Source organism: Micromonospora sp. NPDC000663 (assembly GCF_042898105.1).
Classification (GTDB): domain Bacteria; phylum Actinomycetota; class Actinomycetes; order Mycobacteriales; family Micromonosporaceae; genus Micromonospora.
In genome coordinates this window covers 47,920-65,017 of record NZ_JBIAYR010000016.1, presented here as the reverse complement: position 1 = coordinate 65,017, position 17,098 = coordinate 47,920, and the positions used below count along the sequence as shown (strand labels likewise).

The window sequence follows — 17,098 nt, the reverse complement described above, 5'->3', positions numbered from 1 at the left end:
GGCCACGAGTTCGACCCGAAGGAGAGACTAGCCTGATGGGCGTGACACGCCGCGCGAAGATCGTCTGCACTCTTGGTCCCGCCACCTCGTCCCCGGAGCGCATCCGGGGTCTCGTCGAGGCCGGCATGAACGTGGCGAGGCTCAACTTCAGCCACGGCAGTCACGCCGACCACGAGGCGGTCTATCGACTGGTTCGGGAAGCGTCCGAGGCGGCTGGCAAGCCGGTGGCCGTCCTCGCCGACCTGCAGGGTCCCAAGATCCGGCTGGGCCGGTTCGCCGACGGCCCGCACGAGTGGCGTACCGGCGACTCGGTCGTGATCACCGGCGACGACGTCGTCGGCACCAAGGAGCGGGTCTCCTGCACGTACCGCAAGTTGCCGCAGGAGGTGAAGCCCGGCGACCGGCTGCTGATCGACGACGGCCGCGTCGCCGTCGAGGTCACCGACGTCACCGGCAACGACATCCGCTGCCTGGTCACCGAGGGCGGTCCGGTCTCCAACAACAAGGGCGTCTCGCTGCCCAACGTGGCCGTCAGCGTGCCCGCCATGTCGGACAAGGACGCCGAGGACCTGCGGTTCTCCCTCGGGCTCGGCGTTGACCTGGTCGCCCTGTCGTTCGTCCGCTCGGCCGAGGACATCAAGCTCGTGCACGGCATCATGGCCGAGGAGGGCGTGTTCCGCCCGGTGCTGGCCAAGGTCGAGAAGCCGGAGGCGGTGGAACACCTCGAGGCCATCGTGCTGGCCTTCGACGGCGTCATGGTCGCCCGCGGCGACCTCGGCGTCGAGATGCCGCTGGACCAGGTCCCGCTGGTGCAGAAGCGCGCCGTGCAGCTGTGCCGGGAGAACGCCAAGCCCGTCATCGTGGCCACCCAGATGCTCGATTCCATGATCGAGAACTCGCGCCCCACCCGCGCGGAGGCCTCCGACGTGGCGAACGCGGTGCTCGACGGCGCGGACGCGGTGATGCTCTCCGGCGAGACCAGCGTCGGAAAGTACCCGGTGCTGACCGTCAGCACCATGGCCCGGATCATCACGACGACCGAGTCCGGCTCGATTGGCGTGCCCCGGTTGCAGCACGACCCGCGTACGCACGGCGGCGCGCTCACCGTGGCCGCCTCGTCGATCGCCCGGGCCATCAACGCCAAGGCGCTCGTCGCGTTCTCGCAGACCGGCGACACCGTCCGGCGGCTCTCCCGGCTGCACTGCGACCTGCCGCTGCTGGCCTTCACCCCGGTCCCCGAGGTGCGTGACCAGCTCGCCCTGACCTGGGGCGTGGAGACCTTCCTGATGCCGTTCGTGCAGCACACCGACGACATGTTCCGCCAGGTCGACCAGGCGCTGCTCGGCCTCAACCGGGCCAACCCGGGCGACTACGTGGTGATCGTGGCGGGCAGCCCACCCGGCACCCCCGGCTCGACCAACACGCTGCGCGTACACCAGTTGGGCTCGCTTGTCGACGCGGCGTCGGCGCGGGCGCTGCAGTGAGCGACGGCCGGGTCGCGGTCGGCCAGGCGGCGGTGGACCAGCTCCTGGAGGTGCTGGACCTTGAGGCGACCGGGGCGATGACGTTCCGGGGGGTGAGCCCTCGGGTCGGCCCGCAGCGGGTGTTCGGCGGCCAGGTGGCCGGTCAGGCCCTCGTCGCCGCCGGCCGCACGGTCGACCCGGAGCGGTTCGTGCACTCCCTGCACGGCTACTTCGTCCGCCCCGGCGACCCGGCCGAACCCATCGCCTACGAGGTGGAGAACATCCGCGACGGCCGCTCCTTCTCGGTGCGCCGCGCGGTAGCCCTCCAGCACGACAAGCCGATCTTCTTCATGTCGGCGTCGTTCCAGCGGGCCGAGGAGGGGCTGGACCACCAGGCGCCGGCGCCGCCCGACGTGCCCGCCCCGCAGGACGTGCCGACGATGAGCGACAGGCTGGCCCGCTACCCGGAACGCCTGGGCATCTGGGGCCAGATTCCCCGGCCGATCGACGTGCGCTACGTCGGTGAGCCCGGCTGGGTCCGCCCGGGGGACCGGCCGGCCGACCCGCACCAGCGGGTGTGGATGCGCATCGACGGCAAACTGCCGGACGACCCGCTGCTGCACGCCTGCGCCCTCACCTACGCGTCGGACCTCACCCTGCTCGACTCGGTGCTCTCCGTGCACGGCGAGGTGTGGGGGCCGGGCGGAGTCGTCGGCGCGAGCCTCGACCACGCGCTCTGGTTCCACCGTCCGTTCCGCGCCGACGAGTGGTTCCTCTACGACTGCTGGAGCCCGTCGGCGTCGGGGGCGCGGGGGCTGGCCACCGGCCGGATGTTCACCACCGACGGCCGGCAGATCGCCAGCGCCGTGCAGGAGGGTCTGCTGCGCCGCGTCGGCGCCTGAGACCGCCGTCGTCCCCGCCAGGCGCACACCAGCGCTCCTGGCGGGGATTCGCGTCTCACGCCTGGTGGATGGCCTCGCCGGCGATCTCGATCTGCACGGTCTTGCCGACCAGCACCCCACCGCTTTCCAGCGCGACATTCCAGAGCAGGCCGTAGTCCTCACGGTTGATTTCCGCCGTCGCGCTGAAACCGAAGATGTTCTGCCCGTACGGATCCTGGCGCGCGCCACCGTAATTCACCTGAAGCTCGACCGCCCGCGTGATTCCCTTCACAGTCAGCTCGCCGGTGAGGACGAATCGTCCGGACGGCGAGTCGGGCTGCGGCGGGGAAATGTGACTTCTGCCTCGTCCGCCGAGTCGGCTGCTCCGCAATCGCGCCCATTGGAAGATGGGGTCCTCGTTGCGCTTCCACTCGATGCCCGTGCTTCTATATTCAAGATTCGGAAAGCGTTCCACATCGAGGAAGTCGGCGCTCTTCAGATGCGTGTCCCGGTCGAGGCTGCCGGTGGTGATGCTGGCCGCCTCGATGGTCGCGGTCACGGACGAGAGCAGCGGATCCTCCGCCACCGATATCTGCGCGGTCGCCTCGGCGAACTCGCCACGCACCGGGCTCACCATCATGTGTCGGGACAGGAAACCGATCCGCTTGTGCGCCTGATCGAGACGATAGGTGCCGGCGGCCGGGATGGTCATGCCATCCCAGGTACGTGTGGCGACATCGGTCATCGTGTTGCCTTCCCCCCGACGTGATCCAGGTGTTTATCAATATGCTTCCGGAGGCCGCCCTAACGATTGGTCAGTCGCACTCCCCGCCCAGCATAAGGTCGCTTCATCGCGGCTTTTCGGGCCCCACCTGACGGCGGATCGAGACGTACCCGACCGCTGGCTGGATGATCGGTTGAGGGCCGCTCGTCCGGCCGGTCGGCCACCGGGCTAACCTTGCCGACATGCGCCTTTCCGCCCGGGTCGACTACGCCCTCCGCGCGGCCGCGGAACTCGCCGCGACGGCAAGCGGCCCCGGGCGCGGCCGGCCGGTCACGGCCGAACAGATCGCCCGAGCCCAGGAGATCCCGCCGAAGTTCCTGGAGAGCATCCTGCTCCAGCTGCGCCGGGGCGGCATCGTGCACGCCCAGCGCGGCCCGGAGGGCGGCTACTGGCTCGCCCGCCCGGCCGAGGAGATCTCCCTCGCCGAGGTGATCCGCGTGATCGACGGCCCCCTCGCCCACGTCCGCGGGCAGCGCCCGGAACAGCTCGGCTACCACGGCCCGGCCCGCGCCCTCCAGGAGGTCTGGATCGCCCTGCGCGCCAGCGAGCGGGAGATCCTGGAGCTGGTGAGCGTCGCCGACGTCGCCGCCGGCGCGCTGCCCGCCCGGGTCACCGAACTGGCCGCCGACCCCCGCGCCTGGATCTGACGACCCCTCGCCGAGGCTCTTGCGGCCTCCGCCGCGTTCCGGTCCTGCGCCGCCGTCGGCTGGCGTCCCATCCACCGATCAGGGGCTTGACCCTGGCAGCCCCGTGGCGCATTGTCGACCAAGTCGATAGGAGATATCGAAAAGTCAGGGGGCGCTCGTGCGCAAGCTGCTGGTTCTCGCGCTGGTCGGACTCGTCGCGCAGCTGATCGACGGTTCGCTCGGCATGGCGTACGGCCTGACCTCGTCCACCCTGCTGCTGGTCGCTGGCGTCGCCCCGGCCGCCGCCTCGGCCTCGGTGCACCTGGCCGAGATCGGCACCACCCTCGCCGCCGGCGTGGCCCACTGGCGTTTCGGCAACGTCGACTGGCGTGTGGTGAGCCGCATCGCGGTCCCCGGCGCGATCGGCGCGTTCGCCGGCGCCACAGTGCTCAGCTCGATCTCCACCGAGTCCGCCGCGCCGTGGATGGCCGGCATCCTGTTCACCCTCGGCGCGTACCTGCTGGTCCGCTTCGCCCGTCCACTGCGTACCGACCGGGTCGGCGGGCGGCTGCGCGGCCGGTTCCTCAGCCCGCTGGGCCTGTTCGCCGGGTTCGTCGACGCCACAGGCGGCGGGGGCTGGGGTCCGGTCGCCACGCCTGCGCTGCTCGTCGCCGGCCGCCTGGAACCGCGCAAGGTGATCGGCTCGGTGGACACCGCCGAGTTCGTGGTCGCCGGCGCCGCAAGTGTCGGCTTCCTGATCGGACTCGGCACCGAAGGATTCCTCCTGCCCACCGTCGCCGCGCTGCTGATCGGCGGGCTCATCGCCGCCCCGCTGGCCGCCTGGCTGGTGCGCATCGTGCCCGCGCAACTGCTCGGCGCGGCGGTCGGCGGCGTGATCGTGCTGACCAACGCCCGCACCCTGATGCGGTCCGCCGAGCTGGACGGCCCGGTCCGCCCCACGCTGTACGCCCTGCTGGCCGCCGGCTGGCTGGCGGCGCTCGTGCTGGCCGTGCGCGCGCTACGCCGTACCCGTCAGGCCCGCGCCACCGCCGCCGCGTCCATGAACGCCGGCCCGGCCGTCGCGCCCGCGGAAGTCGGCCCTGTCGCGCCCGTCGGCTCACCCGCCGTCGCGGTCGACCTGGCCGCGACGGGTACGTCAGCCCCACGCTGAACCCCGCCGGCCCGCCTGCCCAGTCCGACCCTTCGCCCGCCTGGCCCTTCGCTCGGCCGGCCCTTCGCTCGCCCGGCCTTCGCCCGCCTGGCCCTTCGCCCGCCCGGCCCTTCGCTCGCCCGGCCCGCCCGACCTCGGTCAAGATCGTGCTCGATCATGGATCGAGTGGCGTCCGCGTGTCGGTGAGGCCACTACTTGCAGGATCGAGCGCGATCTTGGCGCGGGCGCGGGCGCGGGGCGCGGGGCGGGTCAGGGGGTTGGCAGGTTGTCGGACGCTGCGGACAGCAGCCTCCACGCCTCGTCGACGTGCGCCTCGGTGGTCTGCGGCGCGCCGACGGCCAGCCGCAGCGTGTACCGGCCGGAGACCCGGGTGTGCGTCAGGTGCACCAGGCCGCTTCCGTTCACCTCCGCCAGTAGTGCCGCGTTGGTGTCGTCGTCGGCGCGCAGCCGGAAGCAGACAAGCGAGAACGGGTGTGCCGCCACCACCTCGAAGCGGTCGTCGGCGCGGACCCGTTCGGCGAACCGGGCGGCCAGGGCCACGCCGGAGCGGATGTGTGCCCGCAGTCCCTCGGCGCCGTACCAGCGCAGCACGAACCACAGCTTCAGGGCCCGGAAACGGCGGCCCAGCGGTACCTGCCAGTCCCGGTAGTCGATGACCGCACCGGATTCGGTTGCCGCGTTGCGCAGGAACTCCGGCAGGACGGTCAGCGCTTCCACCAGTTCGGCCCGGTCGGCCACCCAGAACGCGTCGCAGTCGAAGCCGGTGAGCAGCCACTTGTGCGGGTCGAAGCAGTACGAGTCGGCGTACTCCAGGCCGGCGTGTGACCAGCGGAGTTCGGGACAGACGGCGGCGGAGCCCGCGTACGCGGCGTCGACGTGCAGCCAGATGCCGTACTCGGCGCAGATCGCCCCGATCTCCGCTACCGGGTCGACGGCGGTGGTGGAGGTGGTGCCGATGGTGGCGACGACGATGGCGGGGATGTCACCGGCGGCCAGGTCGGCCTCGATCGCGGCGCGCAGCGCGGCCGGCAGCAGGGCCTGGCTGTCCGGGTCGACGTCGATCGAGCGGACGCCGTCGGCGCCCAGCCCGGCGATCCGGGCGGCCTTCTCGATGGAGGAGTGCCCGTGGGTGGAGGTGTACGCGCGGTAGCGCCTGTCGATGCCGCTCTCCCGCCAGCGGCCCCGGCTGGCCCGGTGCAGCGCGGCGAGGGTGGCCACGAGGGTCGCCGAGGACGCCGAGTCCTGGATCACCCCACCGCCGCCGCCTGTCGAGTGGAACCGCTTCGGCAGGTCCAGCAGGTGGGCCAGCCAGTCCATCATCACCGTCTCCAGCTCGGTGCAGGCGGGGCTGGTGGCCCAGAGCATTCCCTGTACGCCGAGCCCGGAGCTGACCAGGTCGCCGAGGACGCTGGGGCCGGACGTGTTGGCCGGGAAGTAGCCGAAGAAGCCCGGGTGCTGCCAGTGGGTCAGCCCGGGTACGACGATCGAGTCGAGGTCGGCGAGGATCGCCTCGACCGGTTCGCCGCCGACGGTGGGCGGCGCGGTGGGCAGGGCGGACGCCACGGTGCCGGGCGGGTCCGCCGGGGTGACCGGCCGCTGCTCCACCGTGGTCCAGTAGTCGGCGATCCAGTCGATGACGGCGTATCCGGCGCGGCGGAACTCGTCGGGGCTCATGTGGGGGGCGCTCACCCCCACGAGTCGATCAGGTGGCGCGTGCCGGGGCAAGACTTCAACTGATGAACGACGGTCGTCGATGTTGCGTACTGGAAAGCGCTTGCCCTACGATGCGGCTTGAGTCGGATCCGTGAGTTCCAGGGCGTTCATCCCGATCAGATCGCCGTCCGTCGCCGTCGCGGCGGGCAGGGTTCCACCGTGCTTCCCGGGCAGGGTCGGTGGACCGTGGCGGTCACCACCGGATCCCCGGAGGCAGTTCATGCACCCGTCCAGACATCGGCTGATCCTGCTCGCCGCATCGACGGCGGCAACCGTCGTGGCCGGCACCGTCGGCACGGTCGTCGCCTCGGCCGCCGCCGTCGGCTGTCGCGTCGACTACCAGGTCACCAATCAGTGGCAGGGCGGCTTCGGCGCCAACGTCACAGTCACCAACCTCGGCGACCCGGTCAACGGCTGGGCGCTCACGTGGTCGTACGCCGGCGGTCAGCAGGTGGCGCAGGCGTGGAACGCGACAGTGACCCAGTCCGGCGCGCAGGTCACCGCGCGCAACGTCGACTACAACGCGGCCATCGCGACGAACGGCACCGCCGCGTTCGGCTTCAACGCCTCGTGGAACGGCAGCAACCCGGCGCCGGCCAGCTTCGCGCTCAACGGCGTCACCTGCACCGGCGCCCCGCCCACCGGCGAGCCGACGACCCCGCCGCCGACCACCCCGCCGCCGACGACGCCACCACCCACCACGCCACCACCCACCACGCCACCACCCACCACGCCACCGCCGACCGGCAGCGGGATGCAGATGGAGAACCTCGACCGGGGGCTCGTCAGCGTCCGCTCCGGCAGCGGCAACCTGGTCTCCTGGCGGCTGCTCGGCACCGAGACCTCAGCTGTGGCGTTCAACCTGTACCGGGGCTCGACCAGGGTCAACTCCAGCCCGATCACCGGGGCGACCAACTATCTCGACAGCGGCGCGGCGGCCGGCTCGGCGTACACCGTGCGGGCAGTGGTGGGCGGCGCCGAGCAGGCGGCGTCGGCGCCGGCCCTGCAGTTCGGCAACGGCTACCTGGACGTGCCGTTGCAGGTCCCGGCCGGTGGCACCACCCCCAGCGGGGAGAGCTACACCTACAGCGCCAACGACGCCTCGGTCGGTGACCTCAACGGCGACGGCAGCTACGAGATCGTGCTCAAGTGGGATCCGTCGAACGCCAAGGACAACTCCCAGTCCGGCTACACCGGCAACGTCTACGTGGACGCGTACACCCTCACCGGCACCCGGTTGTGGCGCATCGACCTGGGCCGCAACATCCGCGCCGGCGCGCACTACACCCAGTTCCAGGTGTACGACTACGACGGCGACGGTCGCGCCGAGGTGGCCATGAAGACCGCCGACGGCACCCGCTCTGGCACCGGCCAGCTCATCGGCTCGTCGTCGGCGGACTACCGCAACTCCAGCGGCTACGTGCTCGCCGGTCCGGAGTACCTGACCATGTTCGACGGACGCAACGGCGCCATCCTGTCCACAGTCAACTACGACCCGCCGCGCGGCACCGTGTCGTCCTGGGGTGACTCGTACGGCAACCGGGTGGACAGGTTTCTCGCCGGCACCGCGTACCTGGACGGGCAGCGCCCGTCGCTGATCATGGCCCGGGGCTACTACACCCGCGCGGTGATCGCGGCCTGGGACTTCCGCAACGGCACGCTGACCAGGCGCTGGACGTTCGACTCGAACTCCTCCGGCAACGGCGCCGCCGCCGGCCAGGGCAACCACCAGCTCTCGGTCGCCGACGTGGACGGTGACGGCCGGCAGGAGATCGTGTACGGCGCCGCCACCATCGACGACAACGGCCGGCTGCTCTACTCGACGGGCAACGGGCACGGCGACGCCCTGCACGTGGGGGACCTGGACCCGGGCCGCGGCGGCCTGGAGGTGTTCAAGGTCGACGAGGACGCCAGCAAGCCCAGCTCCTGGTTCGCCGACGCCCGTACGGGTCAGATCCTCTGGTCCACGCCGGCGTCGGGCGACAACGGCAGGGGTGTCTCCGCGGACATCTGGGCGGGCAGCCCCGGCGCGGAGTCGTGGTCGTCGGCGGTCGCCGGGCTGGCCAACACCAGGGGCCAGAACGTCGGCCGCAAGCCGTCGTCGGCGAACTTCCTCGCCTGGTGGGACGGCGACCCGGTGCGGGAGCTGCTCGACGGAACGAAGATCGACAAGTACGGCACCGGCGGTGAGACCCGGCTGCTCACCGGCAGCGACGTGGCCTCCAACAACGGCACCAAGTCCACGCCGGCGCTCTCCGGCGACATCCTGGGGGACTGGCGTGAGGAGGTGATCTGGCGGACCACCGACAGTCGGGCGTTGCGCATCTACAGCACACCCACTCCGACCAGCACCCGGATCCACACGCTGATGCACGACCCGCAGTACCGGGTGGCTGTCGCCTGGCAGAACACCGCCTACAACCAGCCGCCGCATCCGGGCTTCTTCATCGGTGATCAGATGGCCGGCCCGCCGACCCCGAACATCTACCTACGGTGATCCGACCCCTGGCGGTCCCGAACGGGGTCGCCTAGGGTGGCAGGCACCGGGCCGCAGCCGCGGAATCCGCTCAGCTCCGGCCCGGTGCGCCACACCGCGGCATTCCCGACCCGTCCCGACCGGGAATGCCGTACCACCACCGGCACCAACATTAGGCACCGTCCGGGTCGCCGGGGTGACGCTGACGTGAAGATCGTGTTTCACGCGTCCTGGCGCAGGCCGCCCGCCACCTGCTCGGCGATCAGCTCGTACGAGCGCACCCGGTCCTGCACGTCGTAGACGAGCGTGGTCAGCATCAGCTCGTCCGCGCCGGTGCGCTCCTGCAACTCGGTCAGCTGCCGACGCACCGTCTCCGGCGAGCCCATCGCCTGACCGTCGCGGCGGGCCAGGACGAACTCCCGCTCGATCTCCGTGTACGGGTAAGCGGCCGCCTCGTCGGGCGTCGACAGCGGCTCCGGCCGGCCGGAGCGCAGCTTCAGGAACGACAGGGCGCTCGGCCCGGCCAGCCACTCGGCGCGCTCGTCGGTGTCGGCGCAGACGGCGTTGACGGCCACCATCGCGTACGGCTTGTCCAGCCACTGCGACGGCCGGAAGTTCTGCCGGTACAGGGCCAGCGCCGGCAGGGTGTTCGCCGAGCTGAAGTGGTGGGCGAAGGAGAACGGCAGGCCCAGCAGGCCGGCGAGCTGCGCACTGAAGCCGCTCGACCCGAGCAGCCACACGGCCGGCTGCTGGCCGCGACCCGGGGTCGCCACGATCTGCCCCGGCTTCTCCCCGCTGAAGTAGTTCATCAGGTCGGCCAGCTCGTTCGGGAAGCCCTCGGCGGACAGCCCCTCCATCGTGCGGCGCAACGCCAGCGCGGTCATCTGGTCGGTGCCCGGCGCGCGACCGATGCCCAGGTCGATCCGGCCCGGGTGCAGCGCCTCCAGGGTGCCGAACTGCTCGGCCACCACCAGCGGCGCGTGGTTGGGCAGCATCACCCCGCCCGACCCGAGGCGGATCGTCGAGGTGTTCGCGGCCAGGTGCGCCAGCAGCACGGCGGGCGCGGAGCTGGCGATCGCCGGCATGTTGTGGTGCTCGGCCACCCAGAAGCGGCGGTAGCCCAACTCCTCGGTGCGCCGCGCCAGCTCGGTGGTGGCCTGCAACGCGGCGCCGGCGGTGGCGCCCTTCGCGACCGGGGCAAGATCAAGAACAGACAAGGGTACGGTGATCACACGTTGTGCCAACTCCCCGGCCTGCCCGTTCATTCCATCCGGGCCGCTCAGCCCATCCCGCGCGCCTGCTCGAAGATCAGGCTGGTCTGGGTGTGCTGCACCACCGGATCGACAGCCAGATGGTCCAGCACGAAGTCGCGCAGCGCGTCACCGGACGCCGCCCGCACGTGCAGCACGTAGTCCTCCGCGCCGGCCACGTGGAACACCGACACCACCCCCGGCAGCCGCACCGACCGGGCCCGGAAGGCGTCCACGGCCGCCCGCTCGTGCGCGGTCAGCCGCACCGACACCAGCGCCTGCAGGGGCAGACCCAGCGCAGCCGGGTCCACCTCGGCGTGGAATCCGCGGATCGCGCCACGCTCCCGCAACGCCCGCGTACGGGTCAGGCAGGTCGACGGCGCCACCCCCACCCGCTCGGCGAGGGCGTTGTTCGGCAACCGGCCGTCCGCAGCCAACTCGGACAGGATCGCCCGGTCCACCTCGTCCAGGGCCGGATACGGCCGTACATCATTCGGCTCAGCAGGCATTTCACCATTCTCGCCCGAATGCGGCGACGAAAACAGCCCTCTCAACAGAATGATCTGCCGAACCATTGCCCCTGAGCCGGTAGATGTTCGACGCTACCCGCATGACGACGACGGTGGACACCAGAGCGGTACACGCCGGCCGCGACGACCTGCGCGCCCTCGGCGTGCACGTGCCACCGATCGACTTCTCCACCACCAACCCCCTGCCGTCGGTCGACGGCGGCGGCGACGCCTACGAGCAACTGGCCACCGGCGGCACCCTCCCCGCCGACGGCAGCGCCGTCTACCAACGGCTCTGGAACCCGACGGTCGCCCGCTTCGAAGCCGCACTGGCCGACCTGGAGGGCACCGAGCAGGCCGTCGCCTTCGCCAGCGGCATGGCCGCCCTCACCGCCACCCTGCTGGCGGCCACCCGCGACGGACACCGTCACATCGTCGCCGTCCGACCCCTGTACGGCGGCACCGACCACGTCCTCGCGACCGGCCTGCTCGGCACCACAGTCACCTGGGCCAACCCCGACCAGGTCGCCGACGCCATCCGTCCCGACACTGCGCTGGTCATCGTCGAGACACCCGCCAACCCGACCCTCGACCTCGTCGACATCGCCGCCCTCGCCACCGCCGCCGGCGACGTCCCGCTGCTCGTCGACAACACCGTCGCCACCCCCGTCCTGCAACAACCCGCCAGGCACGGCGCCGCCCTCGTCCTGCACAGCGCCACCAAGAGCATCGGCGGTCACGGCGACGTCCTCGCCGGCGCCGTCGCCTGCGGCGCCGACTGGGCCACCCGACTGCGCCAGGTCCGCGCGGTCACCGGCGCGATCCTGCACCCCCTCGGCGGGTACCTCCTGCACCGCGGCCTGCAGACCCTGCCGCTGCGGGTCCGCGCCCAGCAGGCCAGCGCCGAGAAGCTCGCCGGCTGGCTCGCCGACCACCCCGCCGTACACCTGGTGCACCACCCCTCGGTGCACGACCCGGCGGCGCTCGTCGGCCGGCAGATGGCCGGCCCCGGCAGCCTGCTCGCCTTCGAGGTACGCGGCGGCGCACCCGCCGCGGCCGCCGTCGCCGGCGCCTGCCGCCTGATCACCCACGCGGTGTCCCTCGGCGGCGTCGACACCCTCATCCAGCACCCGGCGAAACTCACCCACCGACCGGTCGACGGCGACGCGAAACCCGCCGCCGCCCTGCTGCGCCTCTCGGTAGGCCTCGAAGACCCCGAGGACCTGCGCGCCGACCTCGCCCACGCGCTCGACACGATCGCCTGATCAGCGCAGCTCGCGGTTGCCCAACACCCGGGTCGGTGAGCCCTCCCGCGCCACCCGCAGCATGGCCCGGCCGATCCCGTCGGTGGTGGTGACCTGGTTGGGGAAGAGTCGCCTCAGCACCGGGAACAACGGACGCGTGACCGCGTACCCGGTCCGATACAACCGGGTCTTCGACACCGCCCCGTACGTCGGCTGGATGAATCCCGGCCGCGCCGCGTACCCGTTGGGCAGCAGGTCGATGATCGCGTTCTCGGCACGACCCTTGACCCGCGCCCACATCACCCGGCCCTGACCCGACGAATCGGTCCCCTGGCCCGAGACGTAGATGAACGTGACAGGCGGACTCACCTCCGCCAGCAACCGCGCGGCGGCGAGCGGGTAGTCGTAGCTGATCCGGGTGTACGCGGCCTCGTCCAGACCCAACGACGACGCACCCAGGCAGTAGAAACACGCGTCCACGCCTGTCAACTCGGCGCGTACCGCCGCCAACTCGCCCACGTCCGCGACCGTCAGCTCGCGCAGCTTCGGATCCGGTCGGCCGGTCGGCCTCCGGCCGACAGTCACCACCTCCCGCACGTCCTGGGCGAGCAGACACTCCCGCAGCACGCCCTGACCGACCATGCCGGTCGCACCGAAGATGACCACCCGCATCAGTTCCCACCCCTGTCGTCGACCCGCCACCGGCCATCCGCCCGCGCGTCAGCCAGGCTCCCACGATCGGCACGACCCGCGCCGGCGGCGGTCAGGACTTCGGGCCCACATGCCGGTCCAGCGCGGCGACCGCGCCTCGCCGCGCCACCGAGAGCGAGTTGCGCCGGTTCATCCGCCAGTCGATGCCGAGCAGGTCGAGACCCCACTGGCACAGCTGCATGATGTCGGTCGACTCGTTGACGAACATGTATCGCGGATAGACGTACGCCTTGCCGCGCACGGTCACGCGGTTGGCGACTCGGCAGCCGTCGGAGTGGAACAGGCCGCGCAGGAAGTCGCCGGGATGGCTCTGGAGAATCGGTCGCTGCCAGTCGGTCAGGACGATGGGCCGATCGTGCTTCTTGCCGGGGCCGTGCTGCGGGAACAGGCACGGCCAGTGCATGCCGTAGCTCTGCACCCCGACGCAACCCTGTTTTTGGACCCGTTGCACCTTCGACGCGAGTACGGCCCGCATGGCCATGTCGCACGCCTCGATCAGCCCTGGCCATGCGTTGGAGCAGTAGATGCGCAACACCGGCACGCGCGCAGTCGTCACCAGGTGGCCATCGCCCAGGTAAAGGCCGAGCAGATAGGCGTAGGCCTTCGGGTCTGTCGGACTGTCGACACCGTCACGGCAGCGAAAACACCGGTGTTGCGTGCCCTGGAACTTCGTCTCTGGTCGGTCGTTGCACCAGTGCCAGACAGTCCGATAGGGCAGGCTGACCGCACGAGCGGTGTCGGCAACCGTGCCGCCAGCGAGGAAGAGCTGTCGCGCACGGGCACGTATCTCGGGTGGGTGCACGAGAAAATTCTCGAACACCCGTACGACAATTTTTGGTGCCCTCGGTGGGATTCGAACCCACACTGTATGGAGTTTGAGACCATTGCCTGCTGCCAGTTGGGCTACGAGGGCGCTTCCCTGATTCAGCACTGACAGGATACCCACTACGCTGAGGGCGGTGACACCCGGCTGGGCGGGTGACGCGTTCGAACTGGTGGGGGTAGGGCTGGTGGCTGAGACGCCGACGGATGCCGAGCGCAGGCGCGTACTGATCGCCGAGGACGAGGCGCTGATCCGGCTGGACCTCGCCGAGATGCTCGTCGAAGAGGGCTACGAGGTGGTGGGGGAGGCCGGCGACGGCGAGACCGCCGTGCGCCTCGCCGAGGAGCTGAAGCCCGACCTGGTCATCCTCGACATCAAGATGCCGATCATGGACGGGCTGGCCGCCGCCGAGCGGATCGCCGGCGCGCGGATCGCCCCGGTGATCATCCTGACCGCGTTCAGCCAGCGTGACCTGGTGGAGCGGGCGCGTGCCGCGGGCGCGATGGCGTACCTGGTGAAGCCCTTCCAGAAGAGTGACCTGGTCCCGGCTGTGGAGATCGCGCTGTCGCGCTATTCGGAGGTCGCGGCCCTGGAGGCCGAGGTCGCGAGCCTGACCGACCGGCTGGAGATCCGCAAGACGGTGGAGCGCGCCAAGGGTGCGCTGATGACGACGTACGGGATGACCGAGCCGCAGGCGTTCAAGTGGATCCAGCGCACGGCGATGGACCACCGGATGACCATGAAGGAGGTCGCCGAGCGGATCCTGGCCGAGACCGCCGGTGGCGAGATGGCGCAGCAGCCGACGGTCTGACCGTCGCGGCGGGGGCCGCGTCCGGCCGGCCGGATCGATAGCATCACATGCGTGTCGGTCCGGCGTGTGATCGCGGTGTTCGGGGTGGTGGCCACGCTGCTCGCCGGCTGTCGAGCCGGCCGGGACGAGGGTCCGTCGGAGCCGGTCCGGCCGCGGTGGGAGGCCGCCGATCTGCCGGTTCCGCCGGGTTCCGCGGGTCGGCTCATCGTCCGTGACGTGACGGCCTGCGCGGGTCGGTGGTACGTGGTCGGCGCGGTGGGTGGGCCCGACGGCGCGACCCGCCCGGCCGCGTGGGGGAGTCCGGAGGGTCGCACGTGGACGCCGCTGCCGTTGCGCCCGATCAGTTACTACGGTGAGCGGGCGATCCTCTATGCCGCCGGCTGTCATGAGGGGCGGGTCGCGGTCATCGGGGCCCGGGCGGGCGGCGCGCACGGCAATCCGCGGGTGCGGACGTGGCGACCGGACCCGGACGGCGGTCTGACCGAGGTGCCTGCCGAGTTCGAGGTGTACGGCGGGCCGGAGGCGGTGAGCGCGAGCCGTATCGCCGGTGGCGCCGGCGGTTGGTTGATCGCGGGCGCGCGCACGGGTGGCGCGGCGGTGTGGCTCTCCCCGGACGCTGCCGACTTCCAACTGGTCGACCGCGCCGCGGCGCTGGCCAGCGACGCGGGTCTGACGACGCTCGCCACGGACGCGGTGGCGGTGCCGGACGGCTGGCTGGTCGGCGGTGGGGGGCGGCCGGCGGGTCGGGCCGATCGTGATCCGTTCGTCTGGTTCTCCGGCGACGGCCGGTCGTGGACACGTGTGGCGCTGCCGGCGACCGGGGACGACGAGATCGTGCAGCGTCTCGTGCGGATCGGGTCGACCATGTACGCGGTGGGGGTGCGCGGCGGCGCGTTCCAGGCGTGGGTGAGCGAGCCCGGGGGTGGCGCCACGGGCGCCGCCACGTGGCGGGCGGCGGGTCGTTTCGGTGCCACGGGCACGGGTGCGGTGGCCGGTGTGGAGTCGGCGGCGGGCGGTGCGGACGGGCTTGTGGCGATGACGGTGGCGGCCGGTGGGCATCGGCTGTGGCTGTCCGCAGCGGGTGCCGCGTCGTGGCTTCCGGTGGTGCTTCCGAGTGACGTTTCCGCTGGTGGGGACACGTCCGCGGCGGTCGCGGTGCTGGCTGGCCGGGTGGTGGCCATCGTCGATGACGGGGTCGCGGCGAGGGTCTGGTTCGCGCCTTCCGGGGCCGTCTGACGGGTTGTCGACAGCCGCCGATGTGACATCTAAACGCGAGGTTCTCCGCGTCTGGTAACGGTTGAGTCAATGCCGCCTACGACACCTTACGGTGAGTAGTGCTTCTGGGATAACGTCCCGCCCCAGACCGGGTGAACGGTCCGGTCCGTTGGCGTCGAGGCGCTCTGCCAGGCGACATCGGGCTTCTGGACGGAGGAGGGTTCCAGCCTTGAGGCAAAACTTCGTGCGCGTCCTCGGCAGCGTCGCCATCGTGGCGCTCGTTGCCGGCGGCGCCAGCGCATGTAAGAAGGACGAGGGCACGTCGGGTGGTTCCGCCAGCAAGGCGTGCGACCTCAAGATCGGTTTCTTCGGGGCGCTCTCGGGCGCCGACGCCGGCCTGGTCACCCCGATGAAGCAGGGTGCCGACCTGGCCGTGGAGAAGTACAACGCGGCGAACGCGGACTGCAAGGTCACCGTTCAGGCGTTCGACTCGCAGGGCAAGGCCGACCTGGCCGGTGGTCTGGCGACCAGCGCCGTGGCGGACACGAAGATCGTCGGCATGGTTGGCCCGGCGTTCTCCGGTGAGAGCGAGGTCGCGCTGCCGATCTTCGACACCGCGACCCTGCCCAGCATCAGCCCGTCGGCCACGCGGCCGAGCCTGTCCGAGAAGGGCTGGAAGGTCTTCCACCGGGGCGTCGGCAACGACTTCTCCCAGGGCCCGGCGATCGCCAGCTACATCAAGAACGTGCTAAAGGCGCAGAAGGCGTTCGTCATCGACGACCAGTCGGCGTACGGCGCGGGTCTGGCCGACGAGGCCAAGAAGGGCCTCGGCCCGCTGGTCATCGGCACCGACAAGGTCGTCGACAACGCGCAGGAGTTCGGTGCGCAGATCTCCAAGGTGAAGACCAGCGGCGCGACCGTGCTGTTCTACGCGGGTTACACCGAGGAGGCGGCGCCGTTCCTCAAGCAGCTGCGCGCCGCTGGCTGGACCGGCACGTTCATCGGTGGCGACGGCATCAACGACGCCAACATGCTGTCGGTGGCTGGTCAGAAGGACGTCGAGGGCACCATCGCGACCTGCCCGTGTGGCCCGGCGACCGCGGCCAAGGGCACCTTCGTGACCGACTTCAAGGCCAAGTACAACGTGGACCCGGGCGTGTACGCCGACGTGGCGTTCGACCTGGCCAACATCTACCTTGAGGCGATCAAGGCCGGCAAGACCACCCGCACCGACATCCAGGCCTTCCTCTCCTCCTACAACAAGGCTGGTTCCGCCTCCGGCGTGACCTACAAGTGGGAGGCCAACGGCGAGCTGGACCCGGCGCAGGTCAAGGTGTGGGCCTTCAAGGCGACCGCCGGTGCGTGGGCTCCGGACGTGGAGATCCCGAAGGCCTGATCCCGGTCGGGGTCACAGGTTTGAG

General features: G+C 71.1%; 15 protein-coding genes and 1 tRNA gene. 9 read left to right on the top strand and 7 right to left on the bottom strand.

The genetic code is table 11. The features are described 5' to 3' along the window. Nucleotides 1-35: 35 nt before the first annotated feature. Together pyk and ACFY1S_RS28985 are read left to right on the top strand one after the other, a co-directional pair. Nucleotides 36-1,484, top strand: coding sequence for a pyruvate kinase (gene pyk, locus ACFY1S_RS28990; RefSeq protein WP_377599898.1), 1,449 nt, complete (start codon nt 36-38; stop codon nt 1,482-1,484). Then, the gene (locus ACFY1S_RS28985) at nt 1,481-2,365 is read left to right on the top strand and encodes an acyl-CoA thioesterase (protein WP_387124043.1); all 885 of its coding nucleotides are present in this window, start codon (nt 1,481-1,483) and stop codon (nt 2,363-2,365) included. The genes pyk and ACFY1S_RS28985 overlap by 4 nt, the downstream gene beginning before the upstream one ends. 55 nt (nt 2,366-2,420) lie before the next feature. Here the strand turns inward: ACFY1S_RS28985 and ACFY1S_RS28980 are convergent, their stop codons facing one another. Then, entirely contained in the window at nt 2,421-3,089 is a 669-nt protein-coding gene (locus tag ACFY1S_RS28980; RefSeq protein ID WP_387124041.1) for a YceI family protein, read from the bottom strand. Nucleotides 3,090-3,310: 221 nt separating this feature from the next. Here ACFY1S_RS28980 and ACFY1S_RS28975 point away from each other — a divergent pair, with 221 nt between their 5' ends. Together ACFY1S_RS28975 and ACFY1S_RS28970 are read left to right on the top strand one after the other, a co-directional pair. Then, nucleotides 3,311-3,775 carry an RrF2 family transcriptional regulator gene (locus tag ACFY1S_RS28975; protein WP_387124039.1) on the top strand — a complete coding sequence of 155 codons (465 nt, stop codon included), beginning with the start codon at nt 3,311-3,313 and terminating at the stop codon, nt 3,773-3,775. 157 nt (nt 3,776-3,932) lie between these two features. Continuing rightward, nucleotides 3,933-4,925, top strand: coding sequence for a sulfite exporter TauE/SafE family protein (locus tag ACFY1S_RS28970; RefSeq protein ID WP_387124037.1), 993 nt, complete (start codon nt 3,933-3,935; stop codon nt 4,923-4,925). A gap of 249 nt (nt 4,926-5,174) precedes the next feature. Here the strand turns inward: ACFY1S_RS28970 and ACFY1S_RS28965 are convergent, their stop codons facing one another. Next, on the bottom strand, nt 5,175-6,614 hold the full coding sequence (locus ACFY1S_RS28965) for a pyridoxal-dependent decarboxylase (RefSeq protein ID WP_387124035.1): 1,440 nt from the start codon (nt 6,612-6,614) through the stop codon (nt 5,175-5,177). 244 nt (nt 6,615-6,858) lie between these two features. Between ACFY1S_RS28965 and ACFY1S_RS28960 the strand changes: the two genes are divergently transcribed. Then, nucleotides 6,859-9,135, top strand: coding sequence for a cellulose binding domain-containing protein (locus ACFY1S_RS28960; protein WP_387124033.1), 2,277 nt, complete (start codon nt 6,859-6,861; stop codon nt 9,133-9,135). A 200-nt stretch (nt 9,136-9,335) separates the two neighbouring features. Here ACFY1S_RS28960 and ACFY1S_RS28955 read toward each other — a convergent pair whose 3' ends face one another. Together ACFY1S_RS28955 and ACFY1S_RS28950 are read right to left on the bottom strand one after the other, a co-directional pair. After that, nucleotides 9,336-10,379 carry an LLM class flavin-dependent oxidoreductase gene (locus tag ACFY1S_RS28955; protein ID WP_364362678.1) on the bottom strand — a complete coding sequence of 348 codons (1,044 nt, stop codon included), beginning with the start codon at nt 10,377-10,379 and terminating at the stop codon, nt 9,336-9,338. Nucleotides 10,380-10,393: 14 nt separating this feature from the next. After that, entirely contained in the window at nt 10,394-10,873 is a 480-nt protein-coding gene (locus tag ACFY1S_RS28950) for an Lrp/AsnC family transcriptional regulator (protein ID WP_364362679.1), read from the bottom strand. Nucleotides 10,874-10,956: 83 nt separating this feature from the next. On the opposite strand from ACFY1S_RS28950, the gene ACFY1S_RS28945 reads away from it, so the two are divergent. After that, the gene (locus ACFY1S_RS28945) at nt 10,957-12,138 is read left to right on the top strand and encodes a trans-sulfuration enzyme family protein (protein WP_387124030.1); all 1,182 of its coding nucleotides are present in this window, start codon (nt 10,957-10,959) and stop codon (nt 12,136-12,138) included. On the opposite strand, the gene ACFY1S_RS28940 is transcribed toward ACFY1S_RS28945, so the two are convergent. From ACFY1S_RS28940 to ACFY1S_RS28930, 3 genes are all read right to left on the bottom strand, one after another. After that, nucleotides 12,139-12,789, bottom strand: coding sequence for an NAD-dependent epimerase/dehydratase family protein (locus tag ACFY1S_RS28940; RefSeq protein WP_387124028.1), 651 nt, complete (start codon nt 12,787-12,789; stop codon nt 12,139-12,141). It lies immediately after the preceding gene. Between the two features lie 91 nt (nt 12,790-12,880). After that, the gene (locus tag ACFY1S_RS28935) at nt 12,881-13,648 is read right to left on the bottom strand and encodes a transcriptional regulator (RefSeq protein ID WP_364362681.1); all 768 of its coding nucleotides are present in this window, start codon (nt 13,646-13,648) and stop codon (nt 12,881-12,883) included. 15 nt (nt 13,649-13,663) lie between these two features. Next, nucleotides 13,664-13,741 (bottom strand) — tRNA-Leu (locus ACFY1S_RS28930). Nucleotides 13,742-13,838: 97 nt separating this feature from the next. Here ACFY1S_RS28930 and ACFY1S_RS28925 point away from each other — a divergent pair. The 3 genes from ACFY1S_RS28925 to ACFY1S_RS28915 all read left to right on the top strand — a co-directional run bounded on the left by ACFY1S_RS28925 (nt 13,839) and on the right by ACFY1S_RS28915 (nt 17,073). Then, entirely contained in the window at nt 13,839-14,462 is a 624-nt protein-coding gene (locus ACFY1S_RS28925) for a response regulator (RefSeq protein WP_364365987.1), read from the top strand. 51 nt (nt 14,463-14,513) lie between these two features. After that, the gene (locus ACFY1S_RS28920) at nt 14,514-15,698 is read left to right on the top strand and encodes a hypothetical protein (protein WP_387124026.1); all 1,185 of its coding nucleotides are present in this window, start codon (nt 14,514-14,516) and stop codon (nt 15,696-15,698) included. A gap of 208 nt (nt 15,699-15,906) precedes the next feature. After that, the gene (locus ACFY1S_RS28915; RefSeq protein ID WP_364362683.1) at nt 15,907-17,073 is read left to right on the top strand and encodes a branched-chain amino acid ABC transporter substrate-binding protein; all 1,167 of its coding nucleotides are present in this window, start codon (nt 15,907-15,909) and stop codon (nt 17,071-17,073) included. The last annotated feature ends 25 nt before the right edge of the window (nt 17,074-17,098 follow it).

Coding starts and splice junctions, on each gene's coding strand:
- pyk (WP_377599898.1), top strand. CDS start 36: ATGGGCGTGACACGCCGCGCGAAGATCGTCTGCACTCTTGGTCCCGCC.
- ACFY1S_RS28980 (WP_387124041.1), bottom strand. CDS start 3,089: ATGACCGATGTCGCCACACGTACCTGGGATGGCATGACCATCCCGGCC.
- ACFY1S_RS28975 (WP_387124039.1), top strand. CDS start 3,311: ATGCGCCTTTCCGCCCGGGTCGACTACGCCCTCCGCGCGGCCGCGGAA.
- ACFY1S_RS28960 (WP_387124033.1), top strand. CDS start 6,859: ATGCACCCGTCCAGACATCGGCTGATCCTGCTCGCCGCATCGACGGCG.
- ACFY1S_RS28955 (WP_364362678.1), bottom strand. CDS start 10,379: ATGAACGGGCAGGCCGGGGAGTTGGCACAACGTGTGATCACCGTACCC.
- ACFY1S_RS28950 (WP_364362679.1), bottom strand. CDS start 10,873: ATGCCTGCTGAGCCGAATGATGTACGGCCGTATCCGGCCCTGGACGAG.
- ACFY1S_RS28945 (WP_387124030.1), top strand. CDS start 10,957: ATGTTCGACGCTACCCGCATGACGACGACGGTGGACACCAGAGCGGTA.
- ACFY1S_RS28940 (WP_387124028.1), bottom strand. CDS start 12,789: ATGCGGGTGGTCATCTTCGGTGCGACCGGCATGGTCGGTCAGGGCGTG.